The 17,908-nt window shown below is 33.5% G+C and carries 16 protein-coding genes; 8 read left to right on the top strand and 8 right to left on the bottom strand.

Translation table 11 applies throughout. The annotated features are described in order from the left end of the window. Window positions 1-82 precede the first annotated feature (82 nt). The 4 genes from NSR03_RS12670 to NSR03_RS12655 all read left to right on the top strand — a co-directional run bounded on the left by NSR03_RS12670 (window position 83) and on the right by NSR03_RS12655 (window position 5,294). Window positions 83-1,681, top strand: coding sequence for a xylulokinase (locus NSR03_RS12670; protein ID WP_081333682.1), 1,599 nt, complete (start codon window positions 83-85; stop codon window positions 1,679-1,681). Window position 1,682: 1 nt separating this feature from the next. Then, window positions 1,683-2,378, top strand: coding sequence for an L-ribulose-5-phosphate 4-epimerase (locus tag NSR03_RS12665; protein ID WP_069821124.1), 696 nt, complete (start codon window positions 1,683-1,685; stop codon window positions 2,376-2,378). Between the two features lie 12 nt (window positions 2,379-2,390). Beyond that, window positions 2,391-3,812, top strand: coding sequence for an L-arabinose isomerase (gene araA / locus NSR03_RS12660; protein WP_069802581.1), 1,422 nt, complete (start codon window positions 2,391-2,393; stop codon window positions 3,810-3,812). A 72-nt stretch (window positions 3,813-3,884) separates the two neighbouring features. Next, a complete protein-coding gene (locus tag NSR03_RS12655) occupies window positions 3,885-5,294 on the top strand; it encodes a sugar porter family MFS transporter (protein WP_002506431.1) in 1,410 nt (469 codons plus the stop codon). A 151-nt stretch (window positions 5,295-5,445) separates the two neighbouring features. Here NSR03_RS12655 and NSR03_RS12650 read toward each other — a convergent pair whose 3' ends face one another. From NSR03_RS12650 to cstR, 4 genes are all read right to left on the bottom strand, one after another. Further along, window positions 5,446-5,577, bottom strand: coding sequence for a beta-class phenol-soluble modulin (locus NSR03_RS12650; protein WP_002506432.1), 132 nt, complete (start codon window positions 5,575-5,577; stop codon window positions 5,446-5,448). Between the two features lie 320 nt (window positions 5,578-5,897). Then, a complete protein-coding gene (locus NSR03_RS12645) occupies window positions 5,898-6,506 on the bottom strand; it encodes a methyltransferase domain-containing protein (RefSeq protein ID WP_002506433.1) in 609 nt (202 codons plus the stop codon). A gap of 24 nt (window positions 6,507-6,530) precedes the next feature. Beyond that, window positions 6,531-7,286 (bottom strand): sulfite exporter TauE/SafE family protein, encoded by a 756-nt coding sequence (locus tag NSR03_RS12640; protein ID WP_002506434.1) that lies wholly within the window; start codon window positions 7,284-7,286, stop codon window positions 6,531-6,533. Then, entirely contained in the window at window positions 7,286-7,546 is a 261-nt protein-coding gene (cstR, locus tag NSR03_RS12635) for a persulfide-sensing transcriptional repressor CstR (RefSeq protein ID WP_002506435.1), read from the bottom strand. The genes NSR03_RS12640 and cstR overlap by 1 nt, the downstream gene beginning before the upstream one ends. 138 nt (window positions 7,547-7,684) lie before the next feature. Here cstR and NSR03_RS12630 point away from each other — a divergent pair, with 138 nt between their 5' ends. From NSR03_RS12630 to NSR03_RS12615, 4 genes are all read left to right on the top strand, one after another. Then, window positions 7,685-8,755, top strand: coding sequence for a DsrE/DsrF/DrsH-like family protein (locus tag NSR03_RS12630; RefSeq protein ID WP_002511664.1), 1,071 nt, complete (start codon window positions 7,685-7,687; stop codon window positions 8,753-8,755). A gap of 33 nt (window positions 8,756-8,788) precedes the next feature. After that, entirely contained in the window at window positions 8,789-10,129 is a 1,341-nt protein-coding gene (cstB, locus tag NSR03_RS12625; protein ID WP_069802577.1) for a persulfide dioxygenase-sulfurtransferase CstB, read from the top strand. A gap of 172 nt (window positions 10,130-10,301) precedes the next feature. Further along, entirely contained in the window at window positions 10,302-11,027 is a 726-nt protein-coding gene (locus NSR03_RS12620; protein WP_069821123.1) for an ABC transporter ATP-binding protein, read from the top strand. After that, entirely contained in the window at window positions 11,027-12,121 is a 1,095-nt protein-coding gene (locus NSR03_RS12615) for an ABC transporter permease (protein ID WP_340719239.1), read from the top strand. Before NSR03_RS12620 ends, NSR03_RS12615 begins: the two co-directional genes overlap by 1 nt. Before the next feature lie 184 nt (window positions 12,122-12,305). Here NSR03_RS12615 and xylE read toward each other — a convergent pair whose 3' ends face one another. The 4 genes from xylE to NSR03_RS12595 all read right to left on the bottom strand — a co-directional run bounded on the left by xylE (window position 12,306) and on the right by NSR03_RS12595 (window position 17,873). Next, window positions 12,306-13,754: a D-xylose transporter XylE gene (gene xylE / locus NSR03_RS12610; protein ID WP_069802576.1), complete on the bottom strand. Its 1,449-nt coding sequence runs from the start codon at window positions 13,752-13,754 to the stop codon at window positions 12,306-12,308. A 20-nt stretch (window positions 13,755-13,774) separates the two neighbouring features. Beyond that, window positions 13,775-15,265, bottom strand: coding sequence for a xylulokinase (gene xylB, locus NSR03_RS12605; protein WP_069821121.1), 1,491 nt, complete (start codon window positions 15,263-15,265; stop codon window positions 13,775-13,777). 5 nt (window positions 15,266-15,270) lie between these two features. Beyond that, window positions 15,271-16,593, bottom strand: coding sequence for a xylose isomerase (gene xylA, locus NSR03_RS12600; RefSeq protein ID WP_069802572.1), 1,323 nt, complete (start codon window positions 16,591-16,593; stop codon window positions 15,271-15,273). A gap of 143 nt (window positions 16,594-16,736) precedes the next feature. Continuing rightward, the gene (locus NSR03_RS12595; RefSeq protein ID WP_069802570.1) at window positions 16,737-17,873 is read right to left on the bottom strand and encodes an ROK family transcriptional regulator; all 1,137 of its coding nucleotides are present in this window, start codon (window positions 17,871-17,873) and stop codon (window positions 16,737-16,739) included. Window positions 17,874-17,908 lie beyond the last annotated feature (35 nt).

The following is a 17,908-nucleotide window of genomic DNA, read 5'->3' as shown; positions in this document are numbered from 1 at the left end:
GGACATAAAATAATAAATATTGACATGTACGGACAAATATTATAAGGTATATTTGAAAACGGTTTCAATAGGAGTGTTGGAAATGGATGGTTTGAAGAAAGCATTAAATAGTGAAGATATATCGATTGGTATTGAACTTGGTTCTACAAGAATTAAAACCGTAGCAATTGATCAGCATTTAAATACAGTTGCATCTGGACATTTTGAATGGGAAAACCAATTCGTAGATGGATATTGGACGTATTCCATTAATGATATCTGGGTCGGGTTACAGAAAAGTTATAGTGCAATGACAACAGAAATGAAAGAAAAACATAATTTAACATTAAAACAAGTGAAGTCGATTGGTATCAGCGGTATGATGCATGGTTATCTAGCGTTTGATCATAATGAAGATTTACTTGTACCATTTAGAACTTGGAGAAATGGTAATACAGCAAAGGCAGCTACGTTACTTAGCGAAGCGTTTCAATTTAATATTCCAGAACGTTGGAGTATTGCGCATGTATATCAAGCCATATTAGATAAAGAAGCCCATGTGAATCAAATTGAATATTTAACAACGTTAGCTGGATACGTACATTGGTACTTAACTGGTGAAAAAGTTGTCGGTATTGGCGAGGCTTCAGGCATGTTCCCTATAGATGTTAACAAAAAAGCTTATAGATCAGATTTATTAAATACAGCTAATGACTTATTTAAAGGAAAAGGATTTGAAAAGTCAGTATCAGCTATATTACCTGAAATTAAATTGGCAGGTGAAAGTGGCGGTCGTCTTACAAGTGAAGGTGCAACATTATTAGATCCTTCAGGTAATCTCGAAGCTGGTAGCGTTATGTGTCCGCCAGAAGGCGATGCTGGTACTGGTATGGTAGCAACGAACACAGTAGCGCAGAATACAGGTAATATATCAGCCGGTACTAGTGCATTTGCAATGGTTGTATTATCTGATGCATTAAAAGGCATGTACCCAGAAATTGATGTAGTAACAACGCCCGATGGTAGTGAAGTAGCAATGATTCACACCAATAACTGTACTTCTGATATTAATGATTGGATGAACATATTTGGCGAAGTATTAAGCGTCATGGGTGTTGATTTTTCATCGGATAAGTTGTACGGACAGATATTCGAGCGTTCATTGGAAAGTGATGACAACATTGGTGGCTTACTTTCATACAACTATGTTTCAGGAGAAAACATCACAGACGTAGAGACAGGTTATCCATTATTTGTACGTGAACCAAACTATAATTTCAATTTAGCTAATTTTATGAAAATGCATTTATATAGTGCATTCAGTACTTTGAAAATTGGAATGGATTTATTGAAAAATAATGAATCGATTAACATAGATAAATTGATAGCACATGGCGGTATTTTTAAAACCAAAGGTGTCGCACAGCAAGTATTATCATCAGCACTTGAAAATAAGATTACCGTAATGGATACGGCAAGTGAAGGTGGCGCATGGGGTGTCAGTGTTTTAGCTTACTATACCGCACAAGAATCTCAACAATCTTTAGCTACATTTTTAAATGAAGTTGTATTTTTAAACACGGAAGAAGTAACTACGGAACCAGTAGAACAAGAAGTGATTAACTTTAATAACTATGTAGAAAAAGTTAAAAAAGGTTTACCTATAGAACAATCGATAGCTAAATATTTAGGAGGCAAATAACATGTTAGAAACGTTAAAAGCTGAAGTTTTTAAAGCAAATTTAGAATTGCCAAACCGAGGATTGATTAAATACACATGGGGTAATGTGAGTGCCTTTGATGCAGAATCGCAATTATTTGTTATCAAGCCGAGTGGCGTAGATTACGATGTCATGAAACCAGAAGATATGGTGGTTTGTAATTTAGATTGTGAAGTGGTTGAAGGAGATTTAAAACCTTCTTCAGATATGCCAACGCATGCTGTCCTTTATAAAGAATTTGGTGATATTGGCAGTGTCGTACATACGCATTCACCATGGGCAACAACGTGGGCGCAATCAGGATTGAACGTGCCAGCTATGGGAACAACACATGCAGATACATTCTACGGCGAAATTCCGTGTGCTAGATTTTTAACGACTGAAGAAATCAATAAAGATTATGAGTATGAAACAGGCAATGTCATTGTTGAAATATTTAAAGAAAAAGGTATCAACCCACATGAAGTACCTGCAGTATTATTGCATGGTCACGCACCATTTATTTGGGGAGATAATTGTGAAAAAGCTGTGATGAACGCAGTAGTGTTAGAAGAAGTATGTAAGATGAATATCTTCACAAGACAATTAAATCCATTCGCAGAAACATTACCTAAAGCAGTACTTGATAAACACTTTGAAAGAAAACACGGCGCAAATGCCTATTACGGACAAAACTAAGGAGGAAACAAAATGACTACAACAAAAAAATTCTGGTTTGTGATTGGATCACAAGAACTCTATGGTGATGATGCACTCGCACAAGTTAAACAAAATGCACAAAATATTACGGACGAATTAAACGCGCAAGCACAATTACCGTTTGAAATAGAATTACAAACGAAATTAGCAATTTCTACAGATGTTATTACAGATATTATGAAAGAAGCGAATTATCGTGATGATATTTTAGGTGTGATTACATGGATGCATACATTTTCACCAGCGAAAATGTGGATTAGAGGTACTAAATTATTACAAAAACCATTATTACATTTAGCAACTCAATACAACAATGATATTTCATGGGAAAACATTGATATGGATTATATGAATTTACATCAATCAGCACATGGAGATAGAGAATACGGTTATATTAACCGCCGTCTTAATAAGAAAAATGAAATTATTTTTGGACATTGGAAAGATGAAAATGTACAAAAGCAATTAAGAGAATGGATGGTTGTAGCCAATGCTTATAATGAAAGCTTCAACTTAAAAGTTGCAAGATTTGGTGACAACATGCGTAATGTAGCTGTTACTGAAGGGGATAAAATCGAAGCACAAATCCAATACGGTTGGACTGTAGATTATTTTGGTATAGGTGATTTAGTAGAATATGTGAATCAAGTAACAGATTCAGAAGTAGATCAATTATTTAAATCATATGAAGATTTATATGACTTTGAATACAGAGAGTACAGTAAAGACGCATTTAATGCTTCTGTTAAAGAACAAATAAAATATGAAATTGCGATTAAACGCTTTTTAGATGAGGGTGGATATACTGCTTTCACTTCTAACTTTGAAGATTTACATGGCATGAAACAATTACCAGGTTTAGCAGTACAAAGACTTAACGAACAAGGTTACGGATTTGCAGGTGAAGGTGATTGGAAGACTGCTGCTTTAGACCGCTTACTTAAAATTGCTGCAGAAAATGAAGCAACAGGGTTCATGGAAGATTATACGTACGACTTAAGAAGTCACCAATCACATATACTAGGCGCACATATGTTGGAAGTTGATCCAACATTAGCAGACACGAAACCTAAAATCGTTGTAAATCCTCTAGGTATAGGTGGTAAAGAAGATCCAGCAAGATTAGTATTCGATGGAAAAGCTGGCGACGGCGTAGTGGTCACAATGATGGATCTTGGCACACACTTCAAGTTTATTGTGAATGAAATTACTGCTAAACAATTAGATGAACCTGCACCTAACTTACCAGTAGCTAGAGTGTTATGGGATGTTAAACCATCATTAGAACAAGGCGTGAAACGTTGGATTGAAGAAGGCGGTGGTCATCACACAGTACTGTCACTTAAATTGAATACATCGCAAATAGAAATATTATTAAACATGTTTGATTCAGAATATACATTAATAAATTAAATTACAGTAGATTTGTCGTTAATCAAATAACGTAATGTAAGGCATATTTTGTTTTAAAAAAGGGTGAATGGGATGAAAATAAACAGTAAAGTTTCGAATCGCTTTATCTATTTTTTCGGTGCTTTTGGTGGGATACTTTTTGGTTATGACATAGGTGTTATGACCGGAGCGTTACCATTTTTAAGAGAAGACTGGAATATTAATAGTGGATTTATAATTGGGTTAATTACTTCGTCAGTAATGCTAGGCGCAATATTTGGTGGTATTTTAGCAGGTAAATTATCTGATACGCTTGGTAGAAGGAAAATGATTTTAATTTCTGCAATCATTTTCGTAATTGGTTCTGTTTTGTCAGGCATCGCACCACATGATGGTAGTTATTTCTTAATTATATCAAGGGTAATTCTTGGATTAGCAGTTGGTGCTGCATCAGCATTAGTACCAGCTTACATGTCAGAAATGGCTCCAGCCAAGTACCGTGGTCAATTGTCTGGTATGAATCAAACAATGATTGTATCTGGGATGTTGTTATCATACATCGTAGACTATTTCTTAAGAGGTTTGCCAGTTGAAATGGGTTGGAGATTAATGTTAGGTGCAGCAGCAGTTCCAGCAGTCATTTTATTCTGGGGCGTATTAAAATTACCAGAGTCTCCAAGATTTTTAATTAAAAATAATAAATTTAAAGAAGCTAAAATAGTCTTAAGCAACCTTAGAAATAACCAAAACGTAGATAAAGAATTTGAAGAAATAAACAAGACTATTCAAATAGAAAGTAAGAATAAAGTAAACCAATCATTAGCAACATTATTTAGTGGCAAATATAAATATTTAGTTATCGCTGGATTGGGTGTAGCTGCATTCCAACAATTCCAAGGGGCAAATGCAATATTCTACTATATTCCATTAATTGTTGAACAAGCTACAGGTAACTCAGCAAGTACAGCTTTAATGTGGCCAATTATTCAAGGTGTGATTTTAGTATTAGGATCATTACTCTTCATTTGGATAGCGGATAAATTTAACAGAAGAACATTACTTATGTTAGGTGGTACTGTGATGGGATTATCATTCATATTACCAGCAGTCATTAATTTGATATTACCAAATGCGAATCCAATACTCATTGTTATATTTTTAAGTATTTATGTAGCGTTCTATTCATTTACATGGGCGCCGCTAACATGGGTTATAGTTGGAGAAATATTCCCATTAGCAATTAGAGGATTTGCTTCAGGTGCAGCATCTTCATTAAATTGGATTGGTTCTTTCTTAGTTGGATTACTATTCCCAATTATGACAGTGTATTTCCCACAACAAATCGTATTTGCGATATTCGGCATCATTTGTATACTCGGCGTACTGTTTGTGAAAAAATTCGTTCCAGAATCTAGAGGACGTACACTAGAAGAAATCGAAGCAATCGGTGCTTCACATGCCTCAAACAATGAAAAAGCACAAGCACAAACTGAAAAAGTATAATTAAGATATTACTTTGAGACTGGGACATATATTTATGTCCTAGTCTTTTTTATTTTCAAAAACTACAAATGTTTAGAAGTTAAATTTAAGACCCTCTCTAAAAATATCACACGTGATTTTAGAGAAGGTCCTTTTTGTGAGGAAAATGACTTTATTTTAAGAAACCTAAAACAAAGTCTACACCGCTAGCTAATGCACTCGCAATGCTTGTACCCATAGTTACCCAATCATGAGCGATACCTGCTTGGATGGCATTATTTAGTGCTTCTATGATTGCTGACATATAAAACACCCCTTTCCAAGTATTTAAAATTAAAACAAAGTTTTAATTTATCAACTACAATATAAAATATTTCCCTGTCAATTTGCTTGAAAATGCCTAACTAGCGGATTTTTATGCCTAAGTGTAATATTACTTATTTAATTGGAATTGTAAGAATTGAGGATTTCCTTTGGTTTTTATAAATTTTTATTGAATAGCATTTTAAATAGACAAGGAATATAGAGGGGGATTTAAGTGATTTAAACTCTTCTATATAATTCAGATCCTGCTGTTAACTGTATAGAAGGGTTATTAATAGAATATGCTGATTTAATAATGAATTATAATTTTTCAATATGACCTTGGATTACAGAAGCCAAACCTGTGTGTTTTGTCCCTTCGTAGCGGTATGTTTCGCGTTTTTCTAGCATATGAATTTTAATAGTGTGTTGAGCTAAGTAATGCTTAATTTCGTCTATTTCATAAAGCATTGTCTTATCTTTAGGACCACCTGTACGATATTCTAGTTGCTCTATTGAGTAAAATTCAAAATAACTGTGACCGTTTTTGGCTAATGATTGAATAAGATTATTAAACATAGCTTGTTTGCCCTCGGTAGGGACATGACCAAAAATATTAATACTATAATCAAATGTTGATTGAGTTGTTAGGTCAGGTTGTGTGATGTCACCATAATTTGCTTTTATACCAACACCGGTCTTTTGTGCTAGTTTATATTGTTTATCGATACCTATTTTAGACATATCATATGTTGTGACATCGTAACCAAGTTGTGCAAGGTAGATTGCGTTTCGGCCTTCACCTTCTGCGAATAATACTATATTTTCATTGTTTGTAGTGTTAGTTTGAAAAATGTTTTTCACAAATTCGTTTGCTTCCTCACCATAGATATAGTTGTCTGAGTCGAATTTTTCATCCCAATGATTCATTATAAAGCCTCCTTTTAAATTAAGTTAGATTATCAGTTGCATAATTGCGATAATAATTAAAATACTCACAATCCATTTTTGTACAGAGCTTGGCACTTTATTGCCTACTTTTAAACCTAATGGCGCAAAAAGAATGCTCCCAATAATTAAAAATAGTGCATCTGCCATAGGTATATAACCTTGCATAAACTTTATAATGAAAGCTCCTATTGAAGACATAAAAGCAATGACAATACTGTTAGCGACAACAGTATTCATTGGTAATTTAAATACTACTAGTAATATAGGAATAATAATAAAGGCACCACCTGCACCGACTATACCTGAAATAATACCGATTATAACTCCAATACTTATGAGTAAAGGACCGTTAAATTGAGAAGTTTGTGAAGAAGACTTCACTTTAATAAACATCAGTATTAGCGCTAGTACAGCGATTATAATATATATAACGTTTATAAATGCAGCATTAAATAAATTTGCTAGGAGCGCACCAAAAACACTTCCTACAATCATGCCCCCACCCATATAAATTACAAGTTGTGGAGAAAATTCAGGTTTTTTCCTGGCTTTTATTGAACCACTCAATGTACTAAAGAAAACCTGACTTGAAGTAAGGCCTGAGGCGATATATGCACTATATGTAGGAGCGCCAAACAATGGTGGTAATAATAGGATAGCTGGATAAATAATAATTGCGCCTCCTATACCTACTAATCCAGAGATAAATCCTCCAAATATCCCAATAAGCAACATAATAGTCATTGTGAGAATATCCATTATTTACTTTTCACTAATAATTCAATGGCTTCGTTAATTAATTCTTGCGAATCTTCATTATTTTCATCTGCTTCTCTTACACACTCAATTAAATTTTCACTAATAATGACACCCATTAATCGTTGGATAGAACTTTTAGATGCACTAAGTTGAGTAATGACATCTTTACAATGCTTTTCGTCTTCCATCATTTTAATGACGCCATTTAACTGACCTTGAACTCGTTTTATACGGTTAACCATTTTTTTATCGTAATCCATAATTTCCCCTCCATATTAAAAACTAATTACCTACATACTAAGTGAATAAATTAAAAGTGTCAAATAGGGTAGGGGGTATTTGAAAATGATGTATACAGACCTTATGATACCCCTATAGGTATTTATAGGAGGATGAATATGAAACAATATAACCAAAAACATATAAATGATTTAAGTGAAACAGAATTAGCAAGATTAGCTTCTGAGGGTCAGCTGATTGACGTTAGAACAGAAGGAGAATATGAATTAGGACATATCAACGGTTCCATACTACATCCCGTAGATAACATTGAAACATTTAATTATGATAAAAATAAAACTTACTATATACACTGTAAAAGTGGAAATCGCAGTGCTAAAGTGAGCGAATACTTATCTGAGCAAAACTATGATGTAGTAAATTTAGAAGGTGGTTATCAAGCTTATGCACAGAACAATGTGAGTGAAGGTGAAGCAGCAGTAGAAAGTACAGAGGTAGATATTAAGTCAGACCGTAAACAATTTAATTACAGTAATCTTCAATGCCCAGGGCCTATAGTTAATATCAGTAAAGAAGTGAAAAATATTCAAGAAGGTGACCAAATGGAGGTTACTGTTACAGATCCAGGTTTCTCTAGTGATATTAAAAGTTGGGTGAAACAAACAGGTCATACCTTGGTTAATTTAAATGAAGATGGGCGTGAGATTAAAGCTACTATCCAAAAAGAGCAAACCAAAGATATGGAAGTTAACCATACAGATAAAGGCACTACAATTGTATTGTTTAGTGGCGAGTTAGATAAAGCAGTGGCAGCAATGATTATCGCAAATGGTGCTAAAGCTGCCGGCAGAGATGTTACTATCTTCTTTACTTTCTGGGGGCTTAACGCCTTGAAAAAGGAAAAAAATTCAAAAGTGCGTAAGCAAGGTATTGCGAAAATGTTTGATTTGATGTTGCCGAAGTCCCCTTTAAAAATGCCGCTTTCTAAAATGAACATGTTTGGATTGGGTAATGTGATGATGCGTTATGTAATGAAAAAGAAAAATGTTGATTCGTTACCATCGCTCATCAACCAAGCGATAGATCAAGAGATCAAACTGATTGCATGTACGATGAGCATGGATGTTATGGGCATTAAAAAAGAAGAGTTGAGAGATGAAGTTTCCTATGGCGGTGTAGGTACGTATATCGGCGACACTGAAAACGCGAGTCATAATTTATTTATTTAGTAGGAGTGTAACGGTTAAAAAGGAGGATGTATTATGTATTTCAAGCAATTTTATAATGAGCAATTATCGCAAGCTTCTTATCTAGTAGGATGTCAACGTACAGGTGAAGCAATAGTGATAGATCCGATACGCGATTTAGCAGAATATATAGAAGTAGCAGATAGTGAAGGGTTTACGATTACACATGCCGCAGAAACACATATACACGCTGACTTTGCTTCAGGTATTCGTGATGTCGCAGAGCGTTTAAACGCAGCAATTTATGTATCTGGAGAAGGTGATGATCAATTAAGTTATCAAAATATGCCAGACCAAACACATTACGTTAAACACCAAAATCAAATTAAAGTAGGTCACATTAAATTAGAAGTGTTACACACGCCAGGACATACCCCAGAGAGTATTAGTTTTTTATTAACTGACGAAGGTGGCGGTAGCCAAGTACCTATGGGGCTATTTAGTGGTGACTTTATATTTGTTGGTGATATCGGCAGACCTGACTTATTAGAAAAAGCAGTTCAAATGGAAGGTTCTACTGAAGTTAGTGCGGAGCAAATGTATCATTCTATTGAAACTGTGAAAGAGTTATCTGACTCTATTCAAATATGGCCGGGACATGGGGCAGGCAGTCCTTGTGGTAAGTCACTAGGTGCGGTGCCAATGTCTACCTTAGGTTATGAAAAAATGAACAATTGGGCGTTTAATGAAACGAATAAAGTAACATTCATTGAGACATTGACGTCAAATCAACCCGCGCCGCCACATCACTTTGCGCAAATGAAAAAAATTAATCAGTTTGGGATGAACTTATATCATTCGTATAACGTTTATCCTAGTTTAAATAAAGATAATTTAGCATTTGATTTACGTACTAAAGAAGCTTTTCATGGTGGACATACTAAAGGTACAATCAATATCCCTTATAATAAGAACTTTATTAACCAAATCGGGTGGTATTTAAATTATAATCAACCCATTGATTTAATAGGTGACAAAGAAATTTTAGAAGAAGCGGTACACACACTACAATTAATAGGATTCGATTATGTTAGCGGATACCGTTTGCCACAGAGTTTAACGATGACATCATCTATTCATAGCAGTGATATAACTGGCAAAGAACAACACATATTAGATGTGCGTACTGAAGAAGAATGGCAGAATGGACATCTATCACAAGCGATTCATATTCCACATGGCAAATTGATGATTGAAGATATACCATTTAATAAAGAAGATAAAATATATGTTCACTGTCAATCAGGGGTAAGAAGTTCTATAGCAGTAGGGATATTAGAAGATAAAGGTTTTAATCATATTGTTAATGTAAGAGAAGGCTATCAAGCTTTTAGTGAATCAGTGAAATCAAAGTAGTAATATTGTATGTTTAGTTAAAAAAATTAGCAAAAGTGTATTTAAAATTTAACTGTGCCGCACACCCATATTATGGAAGTACGGCACAGTTTTTTAAGTGCTAAATTGATTTTACAAATGAGAGGTATATACTCGTTTTATAAACAATAATTTACATGGGAGAGGGAACTCTATGGCTGACCTTGTAGCAAAGTTAACAAACGCAATAAAATATTATGATCAAAAGAAAGTCTTAGATGGTATTAATATAGAATTAACTGAGGGAGAAATATTAGGATTGATTGGTCCTAGTGGTTCAGGTAAAACTACGACAATAAAATGTTTAATGGGTATGGAAAGTTTAGATGAAGGACAGGCTCAAATATTCAATAAACAAATACCTAATCGTAAAGTATTGAATGAAATAGGCTATATGGGCCAAAGTGACGCTTTGTATGAATCATTAACAGCAAGAGAAAATTTAGTGTTTTTTGGGAACTTGATGGGGTTAAAAGGTAAGAAATTAGAAGAAGCAATTGCTGGAAATACAAAAATAGTAAATTTAGAACATGAATTAGGAAAGGTAGTTTCTCATTTTTCAGGTGGTATGAAACGTAGACTTTCTTTGGCTATAACACTGTTAGCTAACCCCAGCCTTATTATTTTAGATGAGCCTACGGTTGGGATTGATCCTAAACTTAGAAAAGATGTTTGGAAGCAATTGAATGGATTAGCAAATAAGGGGAAATCGGTGATTGTTACAACCCATGTTATGGGGGAAGCGGAACGTCGTGATTATATAGGCTTAATTGTTGAAGGAAAATTATTTACGATTGGAACACCTCAAGAATTAAAAGATAAATTCGAAGCTGATTCTATAGAAGAAGTGTTTATAAAAGCAGAAGCGGAGGTGCAATAATGAGATTTAAGGCGATTTTTATCAGAGTTATTAAAGAATTATTACGAGATAAAAGAACGTTAGCTTTAATGTTATTTGCACCTATTTTGGTTTTAACATTGATGTATTTTATATTTGATACTAATAATGAAACAAATATAAAAATGGGGGTGAATGCCTCAGTATCAGATGAAATTGTGAACGCTTTGCCTTCAGATAAAGTAGATATTGAAAAATATGATGCGCCTAGCTCAATTAAAGATACAATTGTGGATTCAGATTTGGATGCATATATAGAACAAAAAGGATCTAACCTAGAAGTTACTTATAAAAATGAAGATCCAAGTCTTACAGGGTCAACGAAACAATTGTTAGCAAGTGCAATCCAAAAAAATAAGATGCAAGATATGACTAACATTGTTGAAAAGATACCGGACAACATGAAACAAGACAATGGACAACAGGCAGAGGCATTGAGCATAGATAGTCATTATCTTTATGGTGATGCTGACAGCACATTTTTTGATAAAATATTTCCAATTCTCATAGGTTTCTTTGTCTTTTTCTTTGTATTCTTAGTTTCTGGTATAGTACTTTTAAGAGAACGTACGAGAGGGACTTTAGAACGTGTACTTGCAACATCTGTTAAAAGAAGTGAAATTGTCTTTGGTTATTTAGCAGGTTATGGTTTGTTTGCGATATTACAAACATTAATTATTGTATTTTATTCGATATATTTACTGAAAGTTGAAGTTGTAGGAAGTATCTGGTGGGTATTATTAATTAATATACTTATTGCATTAGCTGCTTTAGCTATTGGTTTGTTTGTTTCAACTTTTGCAAATTCAGAATTTCAAATGGTTCAATTTATACCGTTAGTTGTTATACCTCAAGTCTTTTTCTCTGGACTTATCCCCTTAGATAGCATTGCCAATTGGGTCAGTGCTATTGGCTATGTATTTCCGTTAAGATATGCCGGTGATACGCTGACCAATGTAATGATTAAGGGACAGGGATTTGAATTTATTTGGTTCGATATTGTTATACTGTTGCTATTCATTTTGATATTTACAATACTAAATATCATTGGTCTTAAACGTTACAGAAAAGTATAAAGAATAAATTTGAAATTTTATATACATTAAAATATAAATCTAAAACACTTTCGCGTAAATTCAATAAATATGAATCTAGCGAAAGTGTTTTTATTAATTTCTATAATTTAGTCTGTTTCGTAAAAATATATAATTGTTTTTAAGTTTAACGATAGTGGAAATATCTATACATTAACTTCGAATTTTACTGTGCTGAGTTATTACTTTGAACTTCTTCCACATTATTAGAAACTTGTTTATCTTTGTCTTTAATCCAAACTTTTTCTAATTCTTCTAGTGTTTTACCTTTTGTTTCTGGAATGAATTTCCATACGAACAAGCCAGATAAAATACTCATCAGTGCGTAAAATCCATAAGTCATTGTACCGCTAATATCCATCATAGATGGGTAAGTAGAAGTGATTGTAAAGTTTGCTAACCATTGTACTGCGACAGCTATAGCCATCGCGCCACTTCTAATTCTGTTAGGGAATATTTCTGATAATAACACCCAGATAATTGGTCCCCAACTCATCATAAATGATGCAGTATATATAACTAAGAATATTAATGTTGTAATGCCAAACGCACCATTAGCAGCGAGTGTACTCATTCCGATCATTCCAATTGCCATACCAGTAGAACCGATAATTAATAAAGGCTTACGACCAAATTTATCGACGTATAATATAGCGATAACGGTGAATATTACGTTTACTAATCCCATCACAACAGTTTGTATCATTGAGGTATTCTCACCTGCACCTAAATTTTCAAAAATACGAGGTGCATAATACAATGCCACGTTGATACCGATGAATTGTTGGAAAATAGATAATAAAATACCGATAATAATCACAGTTTTACCAAAACTAAATAATGGTGCTTTTACATCTGTTAGTTTATTTTTAGTTGATAAGATATCGTTTAAAACGTTCTGTGCATGATTTTTAGAAGAGTATATTCTATTTAATACTGTAAGTGCTTCAGTGTTTCTATTATTTAAAGATAAATACCTTGGTGTTTCAGGTACTAAAAATAATAAAAAGAAAAATGCAATTGCTGGTATTGCTTCAGTCATAAACATATAACGCCATCCGATTAGTTCAATCCAGCTTTGAGATTGACCGAAAGTGATACCATAGTTTACAAAATAAACGACTAACATACCAAATATAATAGCGAATTGGTTCCATGAAACAAGTTTCCCTCTTATAGAAGAAGGTGCAATTTCACTAATATACATTGGAGATATTGCAGAGGCTAATCCTACGCCGATTCCGCCGATGACACGATATAGATTAAATGTTATCAGTAAAGCAAGACTGGATTCACTTGGTTCAAAAAATAAAAACTCCGGATAGCCTGATAAAAGCGCAGAAACTATAAATAAAATAGCTGCTATTTGTAATGATTTTTTACGACCGAGACGACTTGAGAAACTTGAAGATAACAAGCCGCCAATAATACAGCCGATTAAGGCACTAGAAACTGTAATGCCATGGATAAAGCTACCGTAATCTTTAGTTAAATATTTCTGGAGAGATTGTTCAGCACCAGAAATAACTGCAGTGTCATAGCCGAATAACAACCCACCAAGCGTTGCGATTAAAGCTATTTTAAAGATAAACTTCTTATTATTATAAGTTGACATATATCCATCCCCTTGATAAATCACTTAAATTTACTTAGTTTTTGAGTTACTGGTTGTGTAGCGTCATAGATTGTTTTATAAATATCAAATAAGTTGTGGTATGATTTACTATTTTCTTCAATAGGAGATACTTTTTGATTATATGTAATCCATGATTGACTCATTTCATTGAAAGTATCAAACCACGCTTCACCCATGGCAGCTAGCATCGCTGCCCCATAAGCTGGACCCTGTTCTTCAGTTCTTGTGGTAATCGCTGCATCGAAGACATCTGCTTGTATTTGGAGCCATTCTTGATTTTTTGCGCCGCCCCCGATAGAAACAATTTCCTTAATGTTAATACCGTTGTTTTTCATAATTTGAATGCTTTCATTTATAGAATATGTGATACCTTCAATAACAGAACGTTTCATATCGAGTTGTGTGGTATTCGCATCCAAACCGATAAAGCTGCCTCTAACTGCCGCGTCATTATGTGGTGTACGTTCACCCAGTAAATAAGGTGTGTACATTAATCCATTCGATCCAACATCAGAATCAGAAATCGTTTTTAAAAATGCAGCAAAATCTGCATCAGGGTTTAGTAGTTGTTTTAACCATTCCAGACTATAACCAGCGGATAAAGTAACTCCCATAATGTATTTTTGATCAGGCACACAGTGATTAAAGTAATGAACATTGCCATCATTTTCATAGTCAGTATTATTTTCAATAGAGAGTGCTACGCCAGAAGTACCAATACTTACCAATTGCTTTTGTTCATCTGTGATACCAGAGCCTAAAGCGCCACATGCGTTATCAGCGCCCCCTTGATAGACATTGATATCCCAATCGATGTTTAAAGCTTTTTTCACGTTGTCAGTTAATTGACCACTTTTTTCATGAGAAGCAATGATATCTGGACAAATAGATGTGTCAATATCTAAACTATTTAGTAGTTCAGTAGACCAATTTTCTTCTTTCACGCTAAACATAATTGTACCTGCCGCGTCTGAAGGTTCTGTAAAAATGTTGCCAGTTAATTTATAAACAATGTAATCCTTTGGCAACATGAATTTATGAATTTTGTTGTAATTATCAATTTCATTATTTTTAAGCCACATTAGTTTAGGTAATGTAAATCCTTCTAACACAGTGTTTTGTGTGAATTTCAGTAGTGCGTCGAGACCTAATTTATTTTTGATTTCATCAACTTCATTAGATGTGCGTGTATCATTCCATAAAATAGCAGGTCTAATGACTGCACCTGCTTGATCAATAACCACTAGGCCGTGCATTTGACCTGAAAAACTAATGCCAGTAATTTCTTTTTGTGCATATTTGTTTAATAAATGTTTTAAACTTTCAATTGTTGCGTCATACCAGATATCTGGATTCATTTCACTGTATCCAGATTTAGGATGCAGCGTATGATAAGAGACGCTGTATGAATCTACAACGTCTCCATTTTTATTAACAACAATAGACTTTAAGGAACTTGTACCAATATCTATACCGATTACATAAGTCATTTTTATCAGTCTCCATTATTAATGTTTAAAATATATTGATTCATTTGAGCTTTAATTACTTCTAAACGATCAGAAGTATTATCAATCTCATTGATGTTGAAAGCATATTCCTCTAATTCTTTAAATGAAGTATTACCTTCAACTATTTTTTTACCAATACCTTCAGCAAAAGATTTATATTTTTCATCTACAATATTTTCAAAGAAATTATCTTCAATCATTTTATGAGCTACTTTTAATCCAAGTGCAAATGTATCCATACCAGCGATATGCGTTAAAATTAAATCTTCTTGTTTGAATGAAGTTCTTCTTGGCTTAGCATCGAAGTTCAAACCACCTGGATTTAATCCACCATTTTTTAAGATTTCGTACATTGCTAATGTTGTATCGTAGACGTCAGTAGGGAATTCGTCTGTGTCCCAACCTAATAGTGGGTGACCTTGGTTTGCATCTACTGAACCTAATAAATCATTATCACGTGCATATCTTAATTCATGTTGGAAAGTGTGACCAGCTAATGTTGCATGGTTTGCTTCAATATTGAATTTGAATGTTTTATCTAAGTCATATTTTTGTAAGAAAGCATGTGAAGTCGCAACATCAGTATCATATTGGTGTGTTGTAGGTTCTTTTGGTTTAGGTTCAATTAAGAATTGTCCTGTATAACCAATTTCTTCTGCATAGCTTTTAGCCAATTTTAAGAAATTAGCTAAGTTGTCTAACTCTAATTTCATGTCTGTGTTTAGTAAACTTTCATAACCTTCACGTCCGCCCCAGAAAACAAAGTTTTCAGCGCCTAATTTTTTAGCGATTTCTAATGATTTCTTAACTTTTGCAGCGGCATATGCGAAAACTTCAGCGTTAGAAGAAGTTGCTGCACCATGTACAAAACGTTCGTGTGTAAAGTTGTTTGTCGTATTCCAAAGTAATTTTTTACCAGTTTGCTCCATTTTTTCTTTAATAAGGTCTACAATGATATCTAAATTTTCATTAGATTCTTTTAATGTTGCACCTTCTGGAGCGATATCTATATCGTGGAAACAGAAATAATCAATACGTGTTTTTTCCATAAATTCGAAAATTGCATCAACTCTTGCTTTAGCTTTGTCCATGTCACTTAAGTTATCCCAATCACGTTCAGCTGTACCAACACCGAATGGGTCAGATAAGTCAGCTGTAAATGTATGCCAATAAGCCACACCAAATCTTAGGTGTTCTGCCATTGTTTTGTCGCCTACTTTTTCTTCGGGATTATAATATTTAAAACTAAAAACATTATTTGATTTAGGTCCTTCGTAATTTACTTTATCAATATTGAAATATGTCATGATAATCCTCCTATAACTAGTTGGTTAGTTTTTTAAACAAACTAACTTTAGAGATAATATAGCACGGAAAATTATTTTTGTAAACGCTTTCTAAAATAATTCAAAAATAACCCTTCTACAAAAATGTAAAAGGGTGTGCTTGTTTAGTTAGATTTTAATTGAATATCATCAATGTTTAATAATTTCTGCATAATTGCGATTGAGCCACCTAATAAGGTTGCGTGTTTCACATTCGTAGTAAGATTGAGTTGTACGGAATGAGTCGAATATTGATGTAGCTGTGTTTTAATCGAATCTAAAATAACAGGTAATTCATTGATTAATGTGCAGTTAACATAAATCATATCCGGATTAAATTGCGTATTTAAATTGTGAACTAATACTGCAATTTTAGTTGTAAAATATTCAATTTCTTGAATAACAATATCATTATGTTGATGATAAAGTTCGATAAGTTCTGCAAGTGATATATTTCGTTCAAATTTATTACTAATACTTTGAATTAATGCTTCTTGAGAGCAAATATTTTCAATTGTATTGTATGTTTCACCATTTTGAAGAACGAGCGTTTTACCGATTTCGCCAGCTTCACCATTAGAGCCACGATATAATTTTTTATCAATGATTAAACCTGCACCAATGCCTTTGTGAATACTTAGAGCAATTAAATTTCTCATTTCTGAATTACTATGGATGCTTCTTTCATAAATTGCAGATAAGTTTGCTTCGTTTTCAATAATTACTGGAACTTGAGTCAGTGATCTTAACTCATCTGTAATGGAAATGCCTTCACTTTCATGGAAGGGAAGGTGAATAATAGTTTGATTGTGATTTACAATACCGTGAATTGAGACAGACATGCCCAACAAGCCATAGGAAGTATCATAGCTTTCAGAAGTAGGGATATTTGTTTTTAATATAGCCAAGATGCTACTCACTTTTTTGTCAGGTAAGTTATATGATTCATGTTTTAACACGGTACCATCAAAATAATTGTACATTAATTCTACAGAGCTATATGTTAAATCCATAGAAATATAATAGCCATAATGTTTGTTGATTTTTAGGAGGATTGGTTTGCGTCCTCCGCTTTTCGTACTATTACCTTCGCCCACTTCAATGACTAAGGATTTCTTTTTCAAAGCATTTAATATATTAGAAATAGTGGCTTTATTGATTTCTAAATTCTTAGATATTTGAGTGCGTGAAATATTATGATTATTGAAGATTTGTTTTAATACACGTCTTTCATTCATACTGATTTTTAAATTATTTTCCATTTTTTAATTACCTCTTATAAGTTTAAACAGGGTTT

This window comes from Staphylococcus sp. FSL W8-1207 (assembly GCF_038003745.1).
Taxonomy (GTDB): domain Bacteria; phylum Bacillota; class Bacilli; order Staphylococcales; family Staphylococcaceae; genus Staphylococcus; species Staphylococcus equorum.
Note: the sequence above shows the minus strand (reverse complement) of the source record. Positions and strands in the feature narration are given on the sequence as shown.